21 protein-coding genes, 1 rRNA gene and 1 other annotated feature are annotated in these 19,554 nt (G+C 29.0%); of the genes, 20 read left to right on the top strand and 2 right to left on the bottom strand.

Translation table 11 applies throughout. The features are described 5' to 3' along the window. From rrf to IR151_RS15960, 9 genes are all read left to right on the top strand, one after another. Positions 1–117, top strand: a 5S ribosomal RNA gene (gene rrf, locus IR151_RS16000). Between the two features lie 121 nt (positions 118–238). Then, a complete protein-coding gene (locus IR151_RS15995) occupies positions 239–430 on the top strand; it encodes a DUF378 domain-containing protein (RefSeq protein WP_227436395.1) in 192 nt (63 codons plus the stop codon). Between the two features lie 159 nt (positions 431–589). Continuing rightward, the gene (locus IR151_RS15990; protein ID WP_227436393.1) at positions 590–1,999 is read left to right on the top strand and encodes an aminotransferase class I/II-fold pyridoxal phosphate-dependent enzyme; all 1,410 of its coding nucleotides are present in this window, start codon (positions 590–592) and stop codon (positions 1,997–1,999) included. A 97-nt stretch (positions 2,000–2,096) separates the two neighbouring features. Next, a complete protein-coding gene (locus IR151_RS15985; protein WP_227436391.1) occupies positions 2,097–2,786 on the top strand; it encodes a dTMP kinase in 690 nt (229 codons plus the stop codon). A gap of 2 nt (positions 2,787–2,788) precedes the next feature. Then, positions 2,789–3,724, top strand: a complete 936-nt coding sequence (locus IR151_RS15980; protein WP_227436388.1) for an ATP-binding protein — start codon at positions 2,789–2,791, stop codon at positions 3,722–3,724. Continuing rightward, on the top strand, positions 3,721–4,614 hold the full coding sequence (locus tag IR151_RS15975) for a stage 0 sporulation family protein (RefSeq protein WP_227436386.1): 894 nt from the start codon (positions 3,721–3,723) through the stop codon (positions 4,612–4,614). Before IR151_RS15980 ends, IR151_RS15975 begins: the two co-directional genes overlap by 4 nt. Positions 4,615–4,690: 76 nt before the next feature. Further along, the gene (locus tag IR151_RS15970; RefSeq protein ID WP_227436384.1) at positions 4,691–5,443 is read left to right on the top strand and encodes a tRNA1(Val) (adenine(37)-N6)-methyltransferase; all 753 of its coding nucleotides are present in this window, start codon (positions 4,691–4,693) and stop codon (positions 5,441–5,443) included. After that, positions 5,444–6,277, top strand: a complete 834-nt coding sequence (gene rsmI / locus IR151_RS15965; protein ID WP_227436381.1) for a 16S rRNA (cytidine(1402)-2'-O)-methyltransferase — start codon at positions 5,444–5,446, stop codon at positions 6,275–6,277. It abuts the gene before it with no gap. Positions 6,278–6,299: 22 nt separating this feature from the next. Next, complete coding sequence (locus IR151_RS15960) at positions 6,300–7,004, top strand: HDIG domain-containing metalloprotein (RefSeq protein WP_227436379.1); 705 nt, start codon at positions 6,300–6,302, stop codon at positions 7,002–7,004. A 211-nt stretch (positions 7,005–7,215) separates the two neighbouring features. Here IR151_RS15960 and IR151_RS15955 read toward each other — a convergent pair whose 3' ends face one another. Both IR151_RS15955 and IR151_RS15950 read right to left on the bottom strand, forming a co-directional pair. Continuing rightward, the gene (locus tag IR151_RS15955) at positions 7,216–7,644 is read right to left on the bottom strand and encodes an Lrp/AsnC family transcriptional regulator (protein ID WP_021386461.1); all 429 of its coding nucleotides are present in this window, start codon (positions 7,642–7,644) and stop codon (positions 7,216–7,218) included. A 37-nt stretch (positions 7,645–7,681) separates the two neighbouring features. Continuing rightward, entirely contained in the window at positions 7,682–9,112 is a 1,431-nt protein-coding gene (locus IR151_RS15950) for a nicotinate phosphoribosyltransferase (protein ID WP_227436377.1), read from the bottom strand. Between the two features lie 131 nt (positions 9,113–9,243). Between IR151_RS15950 and IR151_RS15945 the strand changes: the two genes are divergently transcribed. The 11 genes from IR151_RS15945 to IR151_RS15895 all read left to right on the top strand — a co-directional run bounded on the left by IR151_RS15945 (position 9,244) and on the right by IR151_RS15895 (position 19,551). Beyond that, the gene (locus IR151_RS15945) at positions 9,244–9,828 is read left to right on the top strand and encodes a nucleoside recognition domain-containing protein (RefSeq protein WP_227436375.1); all 585 of its coding nucleotides are present in this window, start codon (positions 9,244–9,246) and stop codon (positions 9,826–9,828) included. Positions 9,829–9,843: 15 nt separating this feature from the next. Beyond that, the gene (locus tag IR151_RS15940; protein ID WP_227436373.1) at positions 9,844–10,365 is read left to right on the top strand and encodes a spore maturation protein; all 522 of its coding nucleotides are present in this window, start codon (positions 9,844–9,846) and stop codon (positions 10,363–10,365) included. Positions 10,366–10,430: 65 nt separating this feature from the next. Beyond that, positions 10,431–10,679 (top strand) — a binding site (T-box leader). A gap of 82 nt (positions 10,680–10,761) precedes the next feature. Further along, a complete protein-coding gene (gene metG / locus IR151_RS15935; protein ID WP_227436371.1) occupies positions 10,762–12,699 on the top strand; it encodes a methionine--tRNA ligase in 1,938 nt (645 codons plus the stop codon). Between the two features lie 29 nt (positions 12,700–12,728). Continuing rightward, positions 12,729–13,499 (top strand): TatD family hydrolase, encoded by a 771-nt coding sequence (locus IR151_RS15930; protein ID WP_227436369.1) that lies wholly within the window; start codon positions 12,729–12,731, stop codon positions 13,497–13,499. Between the two features lie 265 nt (positions 13,500–13,764). After that, positions 13,765–14,196, top strand: coding sequence for a phosphonate C-P lyase system protein PhnG (phnG, locus tag IR151_RS15925; protein ID WP_227436367.1), 432 nt, complete (start codon positions 13,765–13,767; stop codon positions 14,194–14,196). A 14-nt stretch (positions 14,197–14,210) separates the two neighbouring features. Next, a complete protein-coding gene (gene phnH, locus IR151_RS15920; RefSeq protein WP_227436365.1) occupies positions 14,211–14,786 on the top strand; it encodes a phosphonate C-P lyase system protein PhnH in 576 nt (191 codons plus the stop codon). A 2-nt stretch (positions 14,787–14,788) separates the two neighbouring features. Beyond that, positions 14,789–15,874, top strand: coding sequence for a carbon-phosphorus lyase complex subunit PhnI (locus tag IR151_RS15915; protein WP_227436363.1), 1,086 nt, complete (start codon positions 14,789–14,791; stop codon positions 15,872–15,874). 18 nt (positions 15,875–15,892) lie between these two features. Beyond that, entirely contained in the window at positions 15,893–16,762 is an 870-nt protein-coding gene (locus tag IR151_RS15910) for an alpha-D-ribose 1-methylphosphonate 5-phosphate C-P-lyase PhnJ (RefSeq protein WP_227436361.1), read from the top strand. Then, entirely contained in the window at positions 16,755–17,627 is an 873-nt protein-coding gene (locus tag IR151_RS15905) for an ATP-binding cassette domain-containing protein (RefSeq protein ID WP_227436360.1), read from the top strand. Before IR151_RS15910 ends, IR151_RS15905 begins: the two co-directional genes overlap by 8 nt. 40 nt (positions 17,628–17,667) lie before the next feature. Beyond that, entirely contained in the window at positions 17,668–18,381 is a 714-nt protein-coding gene (locus IR151_RS15900; protein WP_227436358.1) for a phosphonate C-P lyase system protein PhnL, read from the top strand. Further along, positions 18,382–19,551, top strand: coding sequence for an alpha-D-ribose 1-methylphosphonate 5-triphosphate diphosphatase (locus IR151_RS15895; RefSeq protein WP_227436356.1), 1,170 nt, complete (start codon positions 18,382–18,384; stop codon positions 19,549–19,551). It begins immediately after the preceding gene. The last annotated feature ends 3 nt before the right edge of the window (positions 19,552–19,554 follow it).

The following is a 19,554-nucleotide window of genomic DNA, read 5'->3' as shown; positions in this document are numbered from 1 at the left end:
TGTGGTTACAATAGCAGAGAGGATACACCTGTTCCCATTCCGAACACAGAAGTTAAGCTCTCTAGCGCTGATGGTACTTGGTGGGAAACTGCCTGGGAGAGTAGGACGTAGCCACGTAATTTTTTTTATTTTTGTCAAAAAAAACAAAAAAATTACGTATTTCTTTTTTCATTTTGGGAAAACTAAACACAGGAATTATGGATTATCATAAAAATTTAATTCTTAAGGAGTGATATGAATGAAGAAAGTTGCTTTAGTTTTAGCTATAATTGGTGCACTTAACTGGGGAGCAATTGGTATTCTAGGAACAGATTTAATAGGTAGCATTTTCGGTGGAACATATGAAATGATAAGTAGAATAATATACTTTGTTGTGGGTCTAGCTGGATTGTATTTAATACCAAGTTTAATGTCTGATGACAGAGAATAATTCAATTTTTACTTTTTTATATTAAATACCTCATTCTAAATATTTAGAATGAGGTATTTTATTTTATAAAAATATTAATTTGTATCTTTTTTAATGGTAAAATAGATAGGAATCGAAGTTTTCAAACAAGTGGTAACAATAGGGAAAAAGGAGTAATATATGTTTATAATTAATGAACTGAGTGAAATTGTAAATAAAGAAGTGATATCTTTTCATATGCCTGGACATAAAAAGGGAAAAATATATGAAAAATTAGGATATATAAATGTATTAGAAAATTTGTATAAAATGGATACAACTGAGATAATAGGGACAGATAATTTACATTCCCCAGAAGGAATTATAAAAGTCTCTCAAGAAAATACTGCAATGGTATTTAAAAGTGATTATACATATTATTTAATAAATGGAAGCAGTTGTGGCATCCAATCTGCAATAATGTCAGTGTGTAATCCTAAAAGTAAAATAATTGTGAATAGAGACTGTCACCAATCTGTTATAAACGGATGTATTTTGGGTGATGTAGATATAGAATATATTCCTTGCGAAATATGCAAAAATACTAATATTTTAAAAGGTGTGAATGTAATAAATGTAATTGATATAATAGATAAAAACTTAGATGCAAAAGCAATATTGCTTACATATCCTACATACTATGGAATGACATATGATTTGGAATATATCTGTAATTACGCACATAGCAAAAATATGGTAGTAATAGTAGATGAAGCACATGGTGCACATTTAGGACTTAGTGAGAAACTTCCTAAAACAGCTCTTGAGCAAGGTGCAGACGTGGTTATACAAAGTACTCATAAAACACTTCCATCTTTTACTCAATCATCAATGATACATGTACAGGAAGATAGAGTTGACTTAGATAAAATTTCAAACATGTTAAGAATTACTGAATCTTCAAGTCCTTCTTACTTATTATTATCTTCACTAGAATTAGCTGTAGATATATATGAAAATAAAGGCAAGGAATTAATGGAAGAACTTTTAGATAATATCCAAAATTTCAAAAATAATGTTAATAAAAATCTTGAAATATATAGTACAAATGATAAAACAAAAGTATTCATATCTGCTAAAAATATAGGATTAACAGGATATGAATTAGAAAATATCTTAAGAAAAAAATATAATATACAGGTAGAGTTGTCTAATTATTATGGCGTTCTATTAATCTGTACAATAGGAAATAGTACTCAAGATTTCATTAGTTTAGAAACGGCATTAGATGATATTGTAATAAAAGAATTTAAATCTACAAAACTAGATAACATAAAATATCCTGTTGATATTCCACAGAAAATATTAACACCTAGAGAAGCATTTTATAAAACTAAAAAAAGTGTTAAAATATATGACAGCATAGGTAAAGTATGTGGAGAATCTATAGTACCATATCCACCAGGGATAAATATAATATCCCCTGGCGAAATAATAAGTAAAGAAATAATAGATTATTTAAAGTTTTGTAGTTCTAAAGGTATGGTTATAAGTGGACTTAAAGATATGACTTTAAATTTTATAGAAATAATAGATTTAGAACATATATAAAGTAGGATTACTATGAAGAATCTATAGAATATTTATATATAAATTTATTTGAATAATATACTAAAATAGGCAAAATGTTTAGATGGAGGATATTAAAATGAGAGGTAAGTTAATAATTATAGAGAGTGGTTCAGATGCGAGTGGAAAGGCAACTCAAACAAAAAAATTATATGAAAGACTAAAAAAAGAAGGCTATATGATTAAGAAGGTAGAATATCCAAACTATGAGTCTCAATCATCTGCTTTGGTAAAAATGTATTTGAGAGGGGATTTTGGTAAAAATGCCTCAGATGTAGACCCATATATAGCATCAACTTTTTTTACAGCGGATAGATATGCATCATTTAAAACCGATTGGGAGGAATTTTATAATAAAGGTGGAATAATTATCGCTGATAGATATACAACCTCTAATATGGTGCACCAAGCTTCTAAAATGGACATTGCTGATAGAGAGGAATATCTTAACTGGCTGGCTGATTATGAATTTAATTTATTTAAAATACCTCAACCTGATTGTGTTGTATTTTTAGATGTTCCTATTGAGTTTAGTGAAAAACTTATGGAGAATAGAAAAAACAAAATTACAGGAGAAAAAGAGAAAGATATTCATGAAAGTGATATAGAGTATTTAAAGAAATCTTATAATAATGCTCTATATATAGCAGATAAATATGATTGGAAAAAAATAAATTGTGTTTCAAATAATAAATTAAGAAGTATTGAAAGTATACATAATGAAGTTTATGAAATAGTTCTTGATTCAATAAAATCTATGGAGAGATAAATATGTATTTTGAAAATATTATAGGACAAGATTTTGCAAAAAAATATTTAATAAATTCTATAAATAAAAATAAACTTAATAATGCGTATATGTTTGAAGGAATAGATGGAATAGGAAAAAAGAAATTTGCTGATGAGCTATCAAAATTGTTACTTGACTATGTAAATCTAGAAAATAGTCCAGACTATGTACTTATAAATCCAGATGGAAATAGTATAAAAATAGCTCAGATTAGAAACTTACAATCAGATATAGTAGTACGACCTCATAAAGACTATAAAATATATATAATAAATAATGCTGAAAAGATGACGGTAGAAGCTCAAAATGCCCTTTTAAAGACATTAGAGGAGCCTCCAAGTTACGCTATAATAATTTTAGTCACAAATAATAAAGAATCATTATTAGAAACGATAAAATCTAGATGTGACATAATAAAGTTTTCGCCTATACCAATAGCAGATTTAAAAACTTATTTAATAAATAAGGGCATAGAAGAAGAAAGAGCCCAAATATTGGCCACTTTTTCAAGAGGTAGTATTGAAAATGCTTTAGACTTATCTCAGTCGGCTGAGTTTTCAGTAATGAGGGACGATATACAACAATATATCCAAATAATGCTAGATAAAAATATAGTAGAGATTCTAAATATACCAAATAACATGGAGAAATATAGAAATCAGATTATAAGTTTATTGGATATTATGATAAACTATTTTAGAGACATTATTTTATTAAAAGAAAATGTAAATAGAGATATGTTAATAAATATAGATAAGCTAGTTTTTATCCAAAACATGAGTGGAAAAATTAGTTATTCTCAATTATCTAAAATTATTGATATAATAGAAGGTACAAAGACTAAAATTAAAAGTAATTGTAATTTCAATATAAGCATACAAGTTATGTCTTTAAATATATACGAGGTGATTAAATGATAAAAATAGTAGGAATTAGGTTTAAAAGTGCGGGGAAAATATATTATTTTGACCCTGTTGATTTTAATATAGAGCAAGATATGGATGTAGTTGTAGAAACTGCAAGAGGTTTAGAGTATGGTAAAGTAGTGGTTGGGCCAAAAGAAATGGACGAGAGCGAATTAGTTTCTCCTTTAAAGCCAATTATAAGAATAGCTACAGAAGAAGATAAGAAAATATATTTAGAAAATAAGGAAAAAGCAAAAGAGACTTTTGAATTATGTCAACAAAAGATAAAAGAACATGAGTTAACAATGTTTTTAATAGATTGCGAATATACATTTGATAGAAATAAATTGATTTTTTACTTTACAGCAGAAGGTAGAATAGATTTTAGAGAATTAGTAAAAGATTTAGCTGCCATATTTAAGACTAGAATAGAACTTAGACAAATCGGTGTTAGAGATGAGGCAAAGTCTATAGGAGGTCTAGGACCTTGTGGTAGAAAGCTTTGCTGTTCTTCTTGGTTAGGTGATTTTCAACCAGTTTCAATAAAAATGGCAAAAGACCAAAGCTTATCTTTAAATCCAACAAAGATATCTGGTATATGTGGAAGATTATTCTGTTGCTTAAAATATGAACATGATGTATATAGTGAAGCAATAGAAAAAATGCCTGTTGTGGGTGCATTGGTGCAATCAGATGATGGAAAAGGAAAAGTTGTAGAGGTAAATCCTTTGCTAGAACAAATCAAAGTGGAATTCCAAGACAAAACAGTAAAAATATATACAAGAGAAGATATAAAAATACTTAAAGAGCCTAAAAAGTGTGAGGGCTGTGGTGGTAAATGCAAGGGCAATGATGGATTAGATGAAGCTACACTAAAGGAGTTAAAGAAATTAGAAGATTAAATTTAAGGTAGGGCTTCTCCTACCTTTTTTAAAGCAATTAATGCTTAGAGCTACTAATATTTGAGGAGAGTTATATATGGGCATACAATTAAAAGATTCAGAGAGAATCGACGATTTACAATTAAAAGGTCTTAAAATTATACAAGATACTAATGGGTTTTGTTTTGGTATAGACGCTGTTTTATTAGCTAATTTTGCAAAAGTAAAAAAAGATGCTAAAGTTGTTGATTTAGGCACTGGTACAGGAATTATACCAGTTCTAATTGCAGGTAAAAGTGAAGCTAAGAAAATTATTGGTGTAGAAATACAAGATGATGTATATGAAATGGCAACTCGTTCTATAAAACTAAATAATTTGGAAGAAAGAGTTGAGATTATAAATGGAGATATAAAATCAATAGACAAAGTTTTGGAAGTTAATGGATATCATGTAGTTACATCAAATCCTCCATATATGCATATTGATGGTATAAAAAATCCAAATGATAAAAAAGCAATATCAAGGCATGAAGTAAAATGTAATCTAGAGGATGTAATAAAGACCGCATCTAGATTAGTTATGCCTAGAGGTAAATTTTTCATGATACATAGACCAACAAGATTGGTTGATATAATAACTTTAGGGAGAAAATACAGATTAGAGCCAAAAGTTATTCAGTTTGTTCATCCAAGACCTAAAAAAGCACCTAATTTGGTTTTGGTTCAATTTGTAAAAGATGGCAGACCAGAGCTTAAGATATTAGACCCACTATATGTCTATGGAGAAGATGGTAATTATACAGAAGAATTAAAATCAATATATAATAATGAAGATATAGGAGAGTTATAGATGAGTGGAAAATTGTACATATGTCCAACACCAATTGGAAATTTAGAGGATATAACGTATAGGACTTTAAGAATCTTAAAAGAAGTAGATTTAATTGCGGCAGAAGATACAAGACACAGTATAAAGCTTTTAAATCATTTTGAAATCTCAAAACCTTTGACTAGCTATCATGAGCACAATAAAGATTCAAAAGGCGATTATTTAATCAATAAATTAATTGATGGAGAAAACATAGCTTTAATAAGTGACGCAGGTATGCCTGGTATATCTGACCCAGGAGAAGAGATAATAAGACAGTCCATACAAAATAATATAGAGATAGAAGTATTACCAGGAGCAACAGCATTTGTAACAGCGTTGGTTGGCTCTGGTATGGATACACATAAATTTGTTTTTGAAGGTTTTTTGGATAGAGATAAAAAAGTTAGAAGACAACAGCTAGAAGAAATAAAAGAGGAAAGCAGAACTATAATTTTTTATGAATCACCACATAGATTGAAGGATACACTAAAAGATATGCTTAAAATTCTTGGAAATAGAAAAATTTCTGTAAATAGAGAGCTCACAAAAAAATATCAAGAGATAATAAGAGAAGATATAGAAACTGTTATAAAAATATTTGAAGAAAACGAAGTAAGAGGAGAGTTTGTATTAATAGTAGAAGGTTTCTATGGTGAAAAATCAGAAAAAAGAGATTATGATGCTCTTACAGATAGAGAATATGTTTTAAAGTTAATTGAAAGTGGTATGAACAAAAAAGATGCAATAAAAGTAGTTTGTAAAGATAGAAAATTAAAAAAGGATATTGTTTATAAACAAGTTCTGGATTTATAAAACCTGAATCTGAGGTGATTTTATGGAAATAGGAAAAATTATAATAGAGAGTTTAAAAAGGAAAGATACACATAAAACGTTTATAGAGTTGGATAAAAAGAATGAACTAGAAAAAGCAATCCCTAAAGTAAAAGCAATGAAATCTGTAGGAGAATGTAAATATCATGTTGTTAACTGTTTTGAACATTCTATAAATGCATTAAAAGAATTAGAAGTAGTGCTAAATGACAAAGAATTTTTTCCAAATCATTTGAGAGAACATGTGTCAAATTATTTGAATTTATATATTGATGATGAAATAAATAAGTCACAAGCATTAAAGTTAGGAATCTTTTTACATGATATAGGAAAGCCAGATAGTGTAACTTTAGATGAAACAGGTAGAGTTCATTTTACAAATCATGAAAAAATAGGTGCACAAATAGTAAATAATATGGGTACAAATTTAGAGTTATCAATACAGACATATAAACTTATAAGTAAATATGTAAGATATCATATGACACTTTTATCTTTATATAAGAAAAATGATTTGAGTAAAAAAGAGTTAGCTAATGTATTTAATTTAGTAGATGAAGATACTATAGGTATAATATTACTTGGATATGCAGATATAGTATCTACTATAAAATTATTAGGCAAGGATGAAGAAGTAGGAGTATTAAAGACCTATATGGAATATATTCTAACAAATTACTTATATAAGAGTAATTATACAAATGTATAAAGTTAGTTAATATAATTTAAGACTTATTTAGTTAATATAATTTAAGACTTATACAATTGATTTAAATTTAAAATATACAAACTTTAAAAACCTAAAAGAAGTTGTCTTTAATAGAATTAAAAAAGACAACTTTTTTTACATCAAAACTTAAAATTTTATTAAAAATATTTAATGGTGTATTAGCGAATAAACCATTAATGTTCAATTTATCTTACAATATTGATTTTGCTTGTATCGGTGTTGATAATATAACAGATGTCTTGGTAGAACCTATTTTCTTTATAGTATCAATCACGTTTTCTAATTCATACATATCTTTTACAATAACTTTTAAAAGTAAGCAATCATCACCTGTTATGTGGTGACATTCTACAATTCTAGGGTCCTTTCCAGCAGACTCAATGAATTCTGTATATCCATTACTTGGAAGAGATATGTGAATAAACGCTTTTATAACTCTACCTAATGAATCTGGATTAACAATTGCTTTATATCCTTCTATAACACCAGATTCTTCTAATCTCTTGACTCTTTCTGAAACTGCAGGAGAAGTTAAACCAACTATTTTTCCTAAGTCCTTCATAGAAATTCTCCCATCATCCTGTAAAATTTCTATGATTCTGTAATCTGTAACATCCATAAATAAACAGTCCCCCTTAAATAAAAATAATTAATGCCTATAAAACTTTTTTAGAATCTATCATTTTTGTTTTTAAATACCAAAGATCTCTAGATAAATCAACCTTGTAAATGTGTGGATTCGAAAGTCTTTTGTATTGTTCCCAGATAGTACTTAATTCATATTGTACATGATTTCTTATTTCAAGAACAGGTTTTTTATTATATTTGCATATTCCTTTTATATACAATGGCTTAAGAAGCTCTTTAACTTTATAATTTGTAAACGTCTTCGTTTTCCATGTATATGTAGGATGGAAGATTTCTAAAGGTTTAGATTCATCTATAACTTCATCATGTAACATAATTAAATCTGCCTCTGCTTTATTGTCCTCGTTATATATTCTTATAACTTTCTTGTAACCAGGATTATTTATTTTTTCTGGATTTTCAGAAATCTTTATCTTAGGTTCAAGCGTTCCTTTTTCACAAGATGCAGCTAATTTGTAAACTCCTCCAAGAGAAGGTGAATCGAAAGATGTAATGAGTTTCGTACCTACTCCCCATGAATTTATAGTAGCTCCTTCTGCCTTAAGTGATGTTATAGTGTATTCATCAAGGTCATTAGATGCAGTTATACTAATATCTGAAAAACCAGCACTATCGAGTTGTTTCTTTGCTTCTTTAGATAGATAAGCTAAATCTCCAGAGTCTAGTCTTATACCCATAGGTTTGTATCCTTTTTCAGAAATATTTTTGAAGACTTTTATTGCGTTAGGTACACCACTATTTAATACATCATAAGTATCCACAAGTAGTAGGCATTTATCTGGATAAACATCAGCATATGCTTGGAATGCTTCAAGCTCAGTATCAAATTTTTGTACCCAACTATGAGCATGTGTACCAATTATAGGAACATCAAACATCTTTCCAGCTAATACGTTTGCAGTTCCAGAACAGCCACCAATTACAGCAGCTCTAGCTCCATATATACCTGCATCTGGACCTTGTGCACGACGTAATCCAAATTCAAGTACAGTATCTCCTTGAGCTGCAAAGCAAACTCTAGATGCTTTCGTAGCAATAAGAGATTGAAAATTGACTATTGTCAACAATGCTGTTTCAATAAGTTGAGCTTGATACAAGGGTGCTTTAACAGTAATCAATGGCTCATTAGGGAACATTATAGTCCCTTCTTCAACAGCATAAATATCTCCTGTAAACTTAAACTCTTTCAAAAATTTTAAAAACTTGTCAGAAAATAAATTTAAGCTTTTTAAGTACTCCAAATCTTCATCTGAAAAATGAAGGTTATCTATGTATTCAACAACCTGATCAATACCACAAACTATAGTATACCCTCCATCACAAGCGTTTTTTCTAAAAAACATATCGAATACAACAATGTCTTCGTGAATATTTTTTTCAAAATAGCCATTTAACATAGTAAGCTGATATAAATCAGTAAGAAGTGTTAGATTTCTCATTATTTCTCTCCTTAATTATTATTAAATATTAAAAATTATAAAAACTCCCACACTTATACTAAAACATAATATAGTACAACTTTCAAGTATAAAGTATTACCTAACTATCATAAAATTATTTAAAGAGGAGGTTGATTATAATAGGAAAAATATGGTTTTACATGGTATCAATAGGAATAATAGGAAGTTTGATTTCTAAAAATATGGGAGAATTAAATAAAGTTATATTGAGTGAAACATCAAAAGGTATAGAATTTGCAATAAGTCTAGCTGGTATTATGGCACTCTGGATGGGTATAATGAATATTGCAAAAGAGTCAGGCTTGATTGAAAAAATAGGTCAGAAATTAAATCCTATAATGAGAAGATTGTTTCCTTCTATTCCAAAAGGTCACAAAGCAATGTCTTATATAGTTATGAATATTGCCTTGAACATGTTGGGTGCTGGTAATGGTGCAACAGCATTTGGCTTAAAAGCAATGAGTGAGCTTCAGACTTTAAATAACAAAAAAGATACAGCTACCAATGATATGATTATGTTTATGGTAATAAACATATCATCTATACAGATAATTCCATTTACTATAATTAAATTAAGAATGGATATGGGAGCTCAAAACCCAAGTGAAATAATTTTTACAACTTTATTTGCAACCATAATATCTACAGCAATAGCAATAATAACATGTAAATTTTTTCAAAGAAGATATAGATAAAGGGGATGTAGATATATGGAAGTATTTTCAAACTTACTTATACCAGTAATAATTTTGTACATAGTAGTTTATGGTAAATATAAAAAAATAGATGTATATGATAGTTTTGTAAAAGGGGCAATTGATGGTTTAAAGGCTGCATGGGATATTTTACCTTATATAATAGGTATATTTTTAGCAATAGGAATATTTAAAACTGGTAAAGGCCTTGATATGTTAGAATGGTTATTTACACCAATAGCAAATATGATGAGTATACCAAAAGAATTAATAGGTTTAATAAGTGTAAAACCTTTATCTGGAAGTGGTGCCTTGGGAATGTATAGCGAACTTGCACATAGAGTTGGAATAGGCAGTTTAGTAGAAAAAATGGGTGCTACAATTGTAGGCTCTTCTGAGACTATTTTTTATACAATGGCAATCTATTATGGGAGTTTAAAGATAAAAAATACTAGACATACATTGTCATGCGCTATGATTAGTCATGTTGCAGGAGTTATAGCAGCAGTTTTTATTTGCTATGTAATATTTGTATAATTTGTTGACAATGTGGGAAAAATTTTATAATATAGTGATTATATAGAAATAAATTGTAATATGAATTATAAGCTATGAAAAGAAGAGTAGATAAGGATTTTTTCTATCAGAGAGCTAGGTTAGGTGAAAGCTAGTGTAAAAAGATTTATTGAAGATGGTCTTGGAGCTTTTTATCTGAGCATATATGCTAAGGTAAAACGGTTAGGCACGTTATAGTCTACTAAGGTATCTATAAAGTTAATTTCTACATTTCATGTGAAACATAATCGTTATAGATGAATTAGGGTGGTACCGTGAATAATCTCGCCCCTATGTTAAATCATAGGAGGCGATTTTTTATTATTTTAAATGAAATATATATAATTATGAACGATAAAAAATTAGGAGGTAAGTAATATGAGCAAACCGAGTTTTTATGTAACAACACCAATATACTATCCAAGTGGAGGATTACACATAGGTCATACTTACTCAACAGTAGCTGCAGATACAATAGCTAGATTTAAACGTTTCTGTGGATATGATGTAAAGTTTTTGACAGGAACAGATGAACATGGTGAAAAAATACAAAAGAAAGCAATAGAACAAGGAATGTCAGAAATAGAATACCTTGATGGAATGATAAAAGATATAAAAGCATTATGGAATACTATGGATATATCTTATGACGATTTTATAAGAACAACAGAAAAAAGACATACAGATATAATACAAAAAATATTTACTAAGTTATATGAACAAGGTGATATATACAAAGGAGAGTATGAAGGTAGATATTGTACTCCTTGTGAGAGTTTCTGGACAGAATCACAGTTATTAGAAGGAAACAAATGTCCTGATTGTGGAAGAGAAACATACTTAGTAAAAGAAGAATCTTATTTCTTTAGATTATCTAAATATGAAGATAGATTAAAAGAGTTATTTAAAGACGATAGTTTCTGTTTCCCAGCTGCTAGAAAAAATGAAATGGTGGCAAATTTCTTAGATAAAGGGCTGGAAGATTTAAGTGTAACAAGAACAACTTTTGACTGGGGAATAAAAGTTCCTTTTGATGAAAAGCATGTAATTTATGTATGGGTAGATGCTTTATGTAACTATATAACAGCATTAGGATATATGACAGATAATGATGAAGAATTTAAAAAATATTGGCCTGCAAATGTTCAAATAGTAGGTAAAGAGATAGTGAGATTCCATACAATAATATGGCCAGCACTTTTAATGGCTTTAGGTTTAGAAGTTCCAAAACAAGTATTTGGTCATGGATGGATATTGTTTGCTGATGATAAAATGAGTAAATCAAAGGGTAATGTTGTTTATCCAGAGCCAATAATAGAAAGATATGGAATAGATACTCTTAAATATTTCTTATTAAGAGAGTTTGCATTTGGTCAAGATGGAAGTTATACTCATAGAAATTTTGTAACAAGAATAAATTATGACCTAGCAAATGATTTAGGAAACTTAGTAAGTAGAACTGTAGCAATGGTTGAAAAATACAACGGTGGTATAATACCAACAGTAAAAACTTCAACTGATTTTGATGCTGATTTAAAAGAGCAAGCTGTATCAACTAGAGAAAATTTTGAGGCTGAAATGGATAAAATGCAATTCCATGAAGCATTAGAGAGTGTATGGAAACTAGTTAGAAGAACTAATAAATATATAGATGAGACTATGCCTTGGGTGCTTGCTAAAGATGAAAGTAAAAAAGATGAATTAGATACAGTTTTATATAATTTATGTGAATCTATAAGAATAATTGCAACACTAATAAATCCTATAATGAATGAAACTGCTAATAAGATATATGCACATATAGGAATACAAGGTCAAGATGATATAACTACATGGGAAAGCACAAAGACATTTGGTCTTATTGGAGAAAACGTAAAAGTGTTTAAAGGCGAACCTTTATTCCCAAGACTAGATGTAGAAAAAGAAATAGAAGAATTAACTAAAATGTTTTCTGGGAAACCTCCAGTAGAAGAAAAACCTTTAGAGCATAAAGAAGAAATTACTATTGATGATTTGGATAAAATAGAGCTTAGAGTAGGAAAAATAATAAGTTGTGAAAAGCATCCAAAAGCAAATAAATTATTAGTATCACAAGTTAAGATTGGACCAGAAACAAGACAAATAGTGTCTGGAATAGCTGAATACTATAAACCAGAAGATTTAGTTGGTAAAGAGGTTACAGTGGTATGTAACTTAAAACCAGTTAAGTTAAGAGGTGTAGAATCTCAAGGGATGATATTAGCAGCAGGAGATGATGGTGACCCTTATGTTCTACCATTTACACAAGGTGCCAAGGATGGATGCGAGGTTCGCTAATAGGCAATTAAACAGTAAGGAGATAAAAAATGTTATTTGACTCACATGCACATTTAAATGATGAAAGTTTTGATGAAGATAGAGATGAACTTATTGGTTCATTAAAAGAAAAAGGTGTAGATTTGGTTGTAAATCCAGGAGCAGATATAGAAACTTCTATAACAGCAATTGAACTATCAAAAAAATATGACTTTATATATTCGGCAGTTGGGGTACATCCACATGATGTATCAAAACTAGATGATACAGCAATAGACACTCTAAGAAGACTTGCAACTGAAAATGAAAAGGTTGTGGCTATAGGAGAGATTGGGTTAGATTATTATTATGATTATTCTCCAAGAGAAGAGCAAAAAGAGTGGTTTAAGAAACAAATTGAACTAGCTAATGAGTTAAAGCTTCCAATAATAATACATGATAGAGATGCACATGCGGATACTTTTGAGATAATAAAAAACACTAAGAGTCCTGAAATAGGTTGTGTGCTTCATTGTTATAGTGGTAATGTGGAATTAGCTAGAGAATATGTTAAAATGGGATGCTATATATCAATTCCAGGAACAGTTACTTTTAAAAATAATAAAAAAACTAGAGAAGTTGTAAGAGAGATACCTCTAGAAAGACTGTTTATAGAAACTGATTCACCATATATGTCACCAGAACCACATAGAGGAAAGAGAAATAATCCTTCTCAAGTAGCTTTTGTTGCAGATAAAATAGCTCAAGAAAAAGGAATATCTTATGAGGAAGTGTGTAAAATTACTAAAGAAAATGCGAAGAAGTTCTTTAATATAAAATAAGTAAATTAAAAATAAAATTTACAATTATACAAAAATAATAGTTATAAATATAGAAAAAGCATACCATTCAGTTTGAATGGTATGCTTTTTTTATTTGTAATATTATAATTTTTTATTAGTTTTACAACATACTTCTTAACATTGTTAAAAAAGAATTTACAAGATATTCACTAGAATTAACTCAAACATAATATCCATTTAACTTAGATTGTATATTATATTCTTAGAAATAAGTAAATAAAGGAAAGATTAAGGAGGCAAAATTTTGCATACAGTTGATAGTACTAAGATATTGATAAATATGAACTATGAGAAATTAGAGCAAATATATTTAATGATAAAAAATACATCAAGCATTTCTATAATTAAAGCCCCTAGCTTAGCTACAGTGATGGTGAGAGCCAACGAAAGTGTAAAAAATACTACATTTAATTTAGGAGAAATACTAGTTACAGAGTGTAGTGTTAAGGTAGATGAAAGCTTAGGTTATGGTATAGTTGCAGAAAATAATGAAAAAAAAGTTATTTGCTTGGCAACTATAGATGCAGTTTTACATAGCAATAATAATAAATTTGATGAATTAAAGAACTACATAAATAAAAGTATCTGTGAAGAAAGTTTAAGATATGAGCAAGAACTTATTAATGAATTTAGTTTAATTAATAAAACAAAAGTCCAATTCAATACTATGGATTAAGTAGGAGGAGAATCATGGTAAGTTACACGCAAGAAATATATAGAAAGTTGCTAGATAGTGCTTCATTTCCTGGGAAATTAAATAACATCAATAATATAAATATAGAAAATAATACAAAATTATCAAATGGAGCAATTGGTATAGCAATTACTTTATTAGACCAAGAAGTTACCTTCTATATAGAAAACTGTACTAAAGAAGATATAAAAAATATAAGAGCGCTGACAATGTCAAACCAAGTAAATTACAATAAATCAGATTATCTGTTTTTAGATATTAATTCAGAATTAGATATACTACAAATTAAAATAGGTTCTTTTGAATATCCTGATGAAAGTACAACTATAATACACCAAGTAAATGAACTATCAACAGATTATAAAGATAAATTCATAAGACTTTATTTAAGTGGTCCTGGTATAAAATCTAAAAAGAATTTATATATAGATGGAGTTAAACAAGAATTCTTAGAAAGATTACTTATGATAAATAAAGACTATCCGACAGGGTCAGATTTGATTTTAATAGATAACAAAGGAGAACTTGCATTTATACCAAGGTCATCAAAATTAAGTTGGGAGGTATTATAATAATGGCTTATGTGGCAGTTAAAGGTGGAGAAGAAGCTATATTACAGGCTAAAAATATACTTGAATTTTATAGAATAAAAGGAGAAAGCCTACCAATAGATGTAAAACAAATTAAAGAGCAAATGTCTTATGCTGTGGACAAAGTGATTTCTGAAGGAAGTCTATACAATAAGGAATTATCTGCATTAGCTATAAAACAGGCTCAAGGTGATATATTAGAAGCATCTTTCTATATAAGAGCATTAAGGTCAACAATGCCTAGAGTAACCTATTCAGAACCTATAAATACAGAAGAAATGAGAATAGGTAGAAGAATATCAGCTACATTTAAAGATATACCAGGAGGGCAGTATCTTGGAGCAACTAGAGATTATGAAAATAGAATACTAAATGTAGAGTTGCTTAAAGAAGATGAAGAAAAAAATAGAGATTTTAAAGCTAACTATATAAATGACTTAGAAAAAGTGAATGAAATACCTAAATTCACAAAAGTATCTAATATATTTAGAAAAGAGAATTTGTTGGAAGAGGATACTTATGAAGATAAATTAGAAGAAGTAATAGATGATATTACAAGAAACAGCCTAAGATTTCCAGTTTCTAGGTCAGCTAAATTGCAGGCACTTACTAGAGGTGAAAGTGGAGCCGTATCAGGGTTTGCTTATTCTATTGTAAGAGGTTTTGGTGATGAACATCCATATATAAGTGAACTTAGGACAGGAGATGTATATATAAAAATAAAACATCCTATTTATGAAGATGAGCAAATAACAATCGGAGAAATGTTAGTTACTGAGTGTGAAATAGTATCAAAAGCATCACAAAGTAAGTCTGAAAATTCTAAAAATAAATCGGGAGATATAAATAAAATGTCTTTAGGATATGGTCTTTGTATGGGAAATAATGAAAATAAGGCTATATCTATGGCTATACTAGATAAATCTTTGGAACCAAATAGTGAAAAATTAGCCCAAGATGAAGAATTTGTATTACTTCATATAGATGGTATAGATTCATTAGGGTTTATATCTCACTTTAAGCTTCCTCACTATGTAGATTTTAAAGCAGATGTAGAAAGAATAAAATAGGATATGGAGGGAAATTAAGTGATATATAACTATGGTTTTTTAGATGAAAATACAAAAAAAGAAATCCGAAGAAAAATACTAAAAGCAGTTTCAATACCTGGTTATCAAGTACCTTTTGGTTCAAGAGAATTACCTATTGCTAAGGGATGGGGGACTGGAGGACTACAACTAACCCTATCATTGCTTGGTGAAAGTGATGTAGTAAAAGTGATTGACCAAGGAAGTGATGATTCTACAAATGCTTGTAATATAAGAAATTTTATTTCAAGTGTAAGTAATGTAGAAACTACAAAAGATACATTAAAATCTACATTGATTCAAACAAGACATAGAATACCAGAAGAAAAATTAATGTCTAATCAAATACTGATATTTCAAGTGCCAATACCAGAGACACTTAGAATAGTAGAGCCTAGTGAAGTAGAGACAAGAAGAATGCATTCAGAAGAAGATTATAGTAGGATGTGGGTATATCTGTATGAAGATATAGTTAAATTTGATGATATATCAATAGCAGCAGAGTATCCATGTAAAGTAAATGATAGATATTTAATGAATCCATCGCCAATACCAAGATTTGATATAAAGAAATTAAACATGTCAGATAACTTATTTTTATTTGGTGCAGGTAGAGAAAAGAGAATATACGCTATACCTCCATACACAAAGGTAGAACCTTTAGAATTTGATGACTATAAATTTGAAGAGGAAAAATTTGAAGGAAAACATTGTAGTTTATGTAAAAGTTCAAATACATTTCTAGATGAAGTATATGATGGTGATACTAATGAAAAGTACTATAGCTGTTCTGATACAAGTTATTGTGAAAAAGTTAGGTTAAGAAATGATGGCGTAGATGTGGCAATTGGAGGTGCTTGGAATGAGTAGTGCAAAACTAGGCGAAGACAAAAAAATAGAAAATATAGATAAACAAGTGTTAATAGGAAAAAATATTAATCTTATTTATGGAGATGGATGTGAAAATTGTTTTGAGAGTACAGGATATGAAAGTAATAATATATGTAAATATTGTGGTTCTATAGTTGCATGTAATAATGTAAATCTTGAACTTTATGAAGGAGAAGTTCTTGGTATTGTTGGAGAATCTGGTTCAGGAAAAAGTACATTGTTAAAGATTTTGTTTTTTCAAGAGAATGCAAATAGTGGAGAAGTGTACATGTCAAATTATGACAAGTGTACAAATATATTAGAACTCTCAGACCAAAAAAAGAGGTACATAAAGAATCATTTTATGGGTATTGTATATCAAAATCCCCACCTTGGTTTAAATTTGAATTTTAGTAGTGGTGGGAATATAGCAGAGAAATTATTAATGGCTAATATATATAATGTTGAGAAAATAAGAGATAGGGCTAAAGAGCTTCTAGTAAAGACTAATATACCTGTAGAAAGAATAGACCACAAACCGAAATATTTTAGTGGGGGAATGCAACAAAGAGTTCAAATAGCAAAAGCACTTTCTAATAATCCTCCAATACTTTTATTAGACGAAGTTACAACAGGACTGGATGTTTCTGTACAAGCTGAGGTATTAGATTTAATAAGGGAAATACAAAGAGAGCTTAAAATCTCTATGATAGTAGTATCTCATGACTTTGATGTTATAAAAATGCTTGCTGATAGGACAATTGTTATGAAAAATGGAAGTGTAATCGAATCTGGTTTAACAGACCAAATAATGGAAGACCCACAGCATCCATATACTCAGCAACTTATAAATTCACTACTATAAATAATATTTGTAAATAAGTAAAATGGGGGTTTTAAATAAAATGGAAGAAATTATACTTGAAGTAAATAATTTTAGCAAAGATTTTGAATTACATGCATTAAATAAAACTATAAAAGCGTGTAGTGAAATAAATTTTACAATTTCCAAAGGTGAATTTTTAGGAATAATAGGAAAATCTGGAGCGGGAAAGTCTACTATATTAAAAAGTATTTATAAAACATATATCCCAACGACTGGAGAAATAATATTTAACTCAGAAATATATGGAAAGATAGATTTATCTACAATTGGTGACAGAGAAATGATAAATCTTAGAAAAAAGGAAATAGGATATGTATCACAGTTTTTAAAAACACTTCCACGAATAACGGCTATTGAGCTAGTAGTACATTCTTTAATTGAGAGTGGATTTGAAAAAGATTGTGCATATGATATGGCAAAAGATATACTAACTCAGTTTGAAATAAAGGAAAACTTGTGGGATGCTTATCCGAATAATTTTTCTGGCGGAGAAAAATTAAGATTAAATCTAGCACAAGCTATGGTCAAAAAACCTAGGCTTTTGTTACTTGATGAACCAACTGCATCACTTGATAATCAATCTAAAATATACGTAAAAGAAAAAATGTTGGAACTTAAAAATCAAGGAACTACAATGATAGGGATATTTCATGATATAGAATTTATGGAGACTGTTATAGATAAAACATTTACTATGACAAAAGGCACTATAAGTGAAAGTGGGGTAGCTTAGATGGTAAAATTAATTCATAATGCAAATATTGTATTGGAAGATAAAATATTAGAAAATGGCCATTTAATTATAGAAGGAGATACAATAAAGAAAGTCTCAAATGATAAGATTGATTATTTACTAGATTTCAACGAGATAGATGAAATAATAGATGCAAAAAACTTATATGTTATACCTGGTATCATAGATATTCATAGTGATGCTATTGAAAAGGAAATAGAGCCAAGACCAAGTACATTATTACCATTTAATATGGCATTTTATGAACTAGATAAAAAACTACCTGCAAATGGAATAACAACAGTTTATCATTCTATATCTTTGGGTGATGGAGTAGGAGTTAGAAGTATTGATAATTCTTTGGAAATGATTGAAAATATCGATTCGTACAAAAATATAAATAGTAAGAATATAAATCATAAAGTTCACTTAAGGTATGAAGTGTTATACCATGAAGGTTTAGAGAAGGTGTCAGAGTTGTTAGAAGAAGATAAAATAGACTATTTATCTATAATGGACCATTCTCCAGGACAAGGTCAGTATACAAATCCAAAGTTCTATAGAGAGTATGCTACTAAGGTATGGGGAGTAACAGAAAATTATGTAGATACATGGTTAGATGACTTAGTAGATTTACATGATAATTTAGATTGGAATAAAATAGCCAGTGTCATCGGAGTGGCAAAAACTAAAAATATAAATGTTGCATCACATGATGATGATACGTTAGAAAAAATGGATTTTATAAAAAATATAGGAGTTAATGTATCTGAATTTCCTATAACTCTTGAAGTTGCAAAATATTCAAAGAAATTGGGTGTTTTAACTTGTCTAGGTGCCCCAAATATTGTAAGAGGGAAATCTCATAATAACAACTTAAAGGCAATGGATGCTATATTGGAAGACTGTTGTGATATTGTTTGTTCAGACTATCTTCCATCAGCAATGATAAAGTCCATGTGCATAGTTGCACAAGAAACTAACAATCTAAATAAAGCAGTTAACCTATTTACTTCAAATCCAGCTAAAGCAGTTGGTATATATGGTGAAAGAGGTAGCATAAAAGAAAATAAAAAAGCGGATTTAGTTTTATTGGATATTGATAGTGAGTATCCAAGAGTTGTAAATACTATTGTAAATGGAAAAACAGTTTATAAAAGGGAGGTATAAAGA

Origin of the sequence: Clostridioides sp. ES-S-0006-03 (genome assembly GCF_020662275.1) — a bacterium.
Taxonomy (GTDB): Bacteria; Bacillota; Clostridia; order Peptostreptococcales; family Peptostreptococcaceae; genus Clostridioides.
The sequence above is the reverse complement of the archived record's forward strand: the minus strand, read 5'-3'. Positions and strand labels throughout refer to the sequence as shown.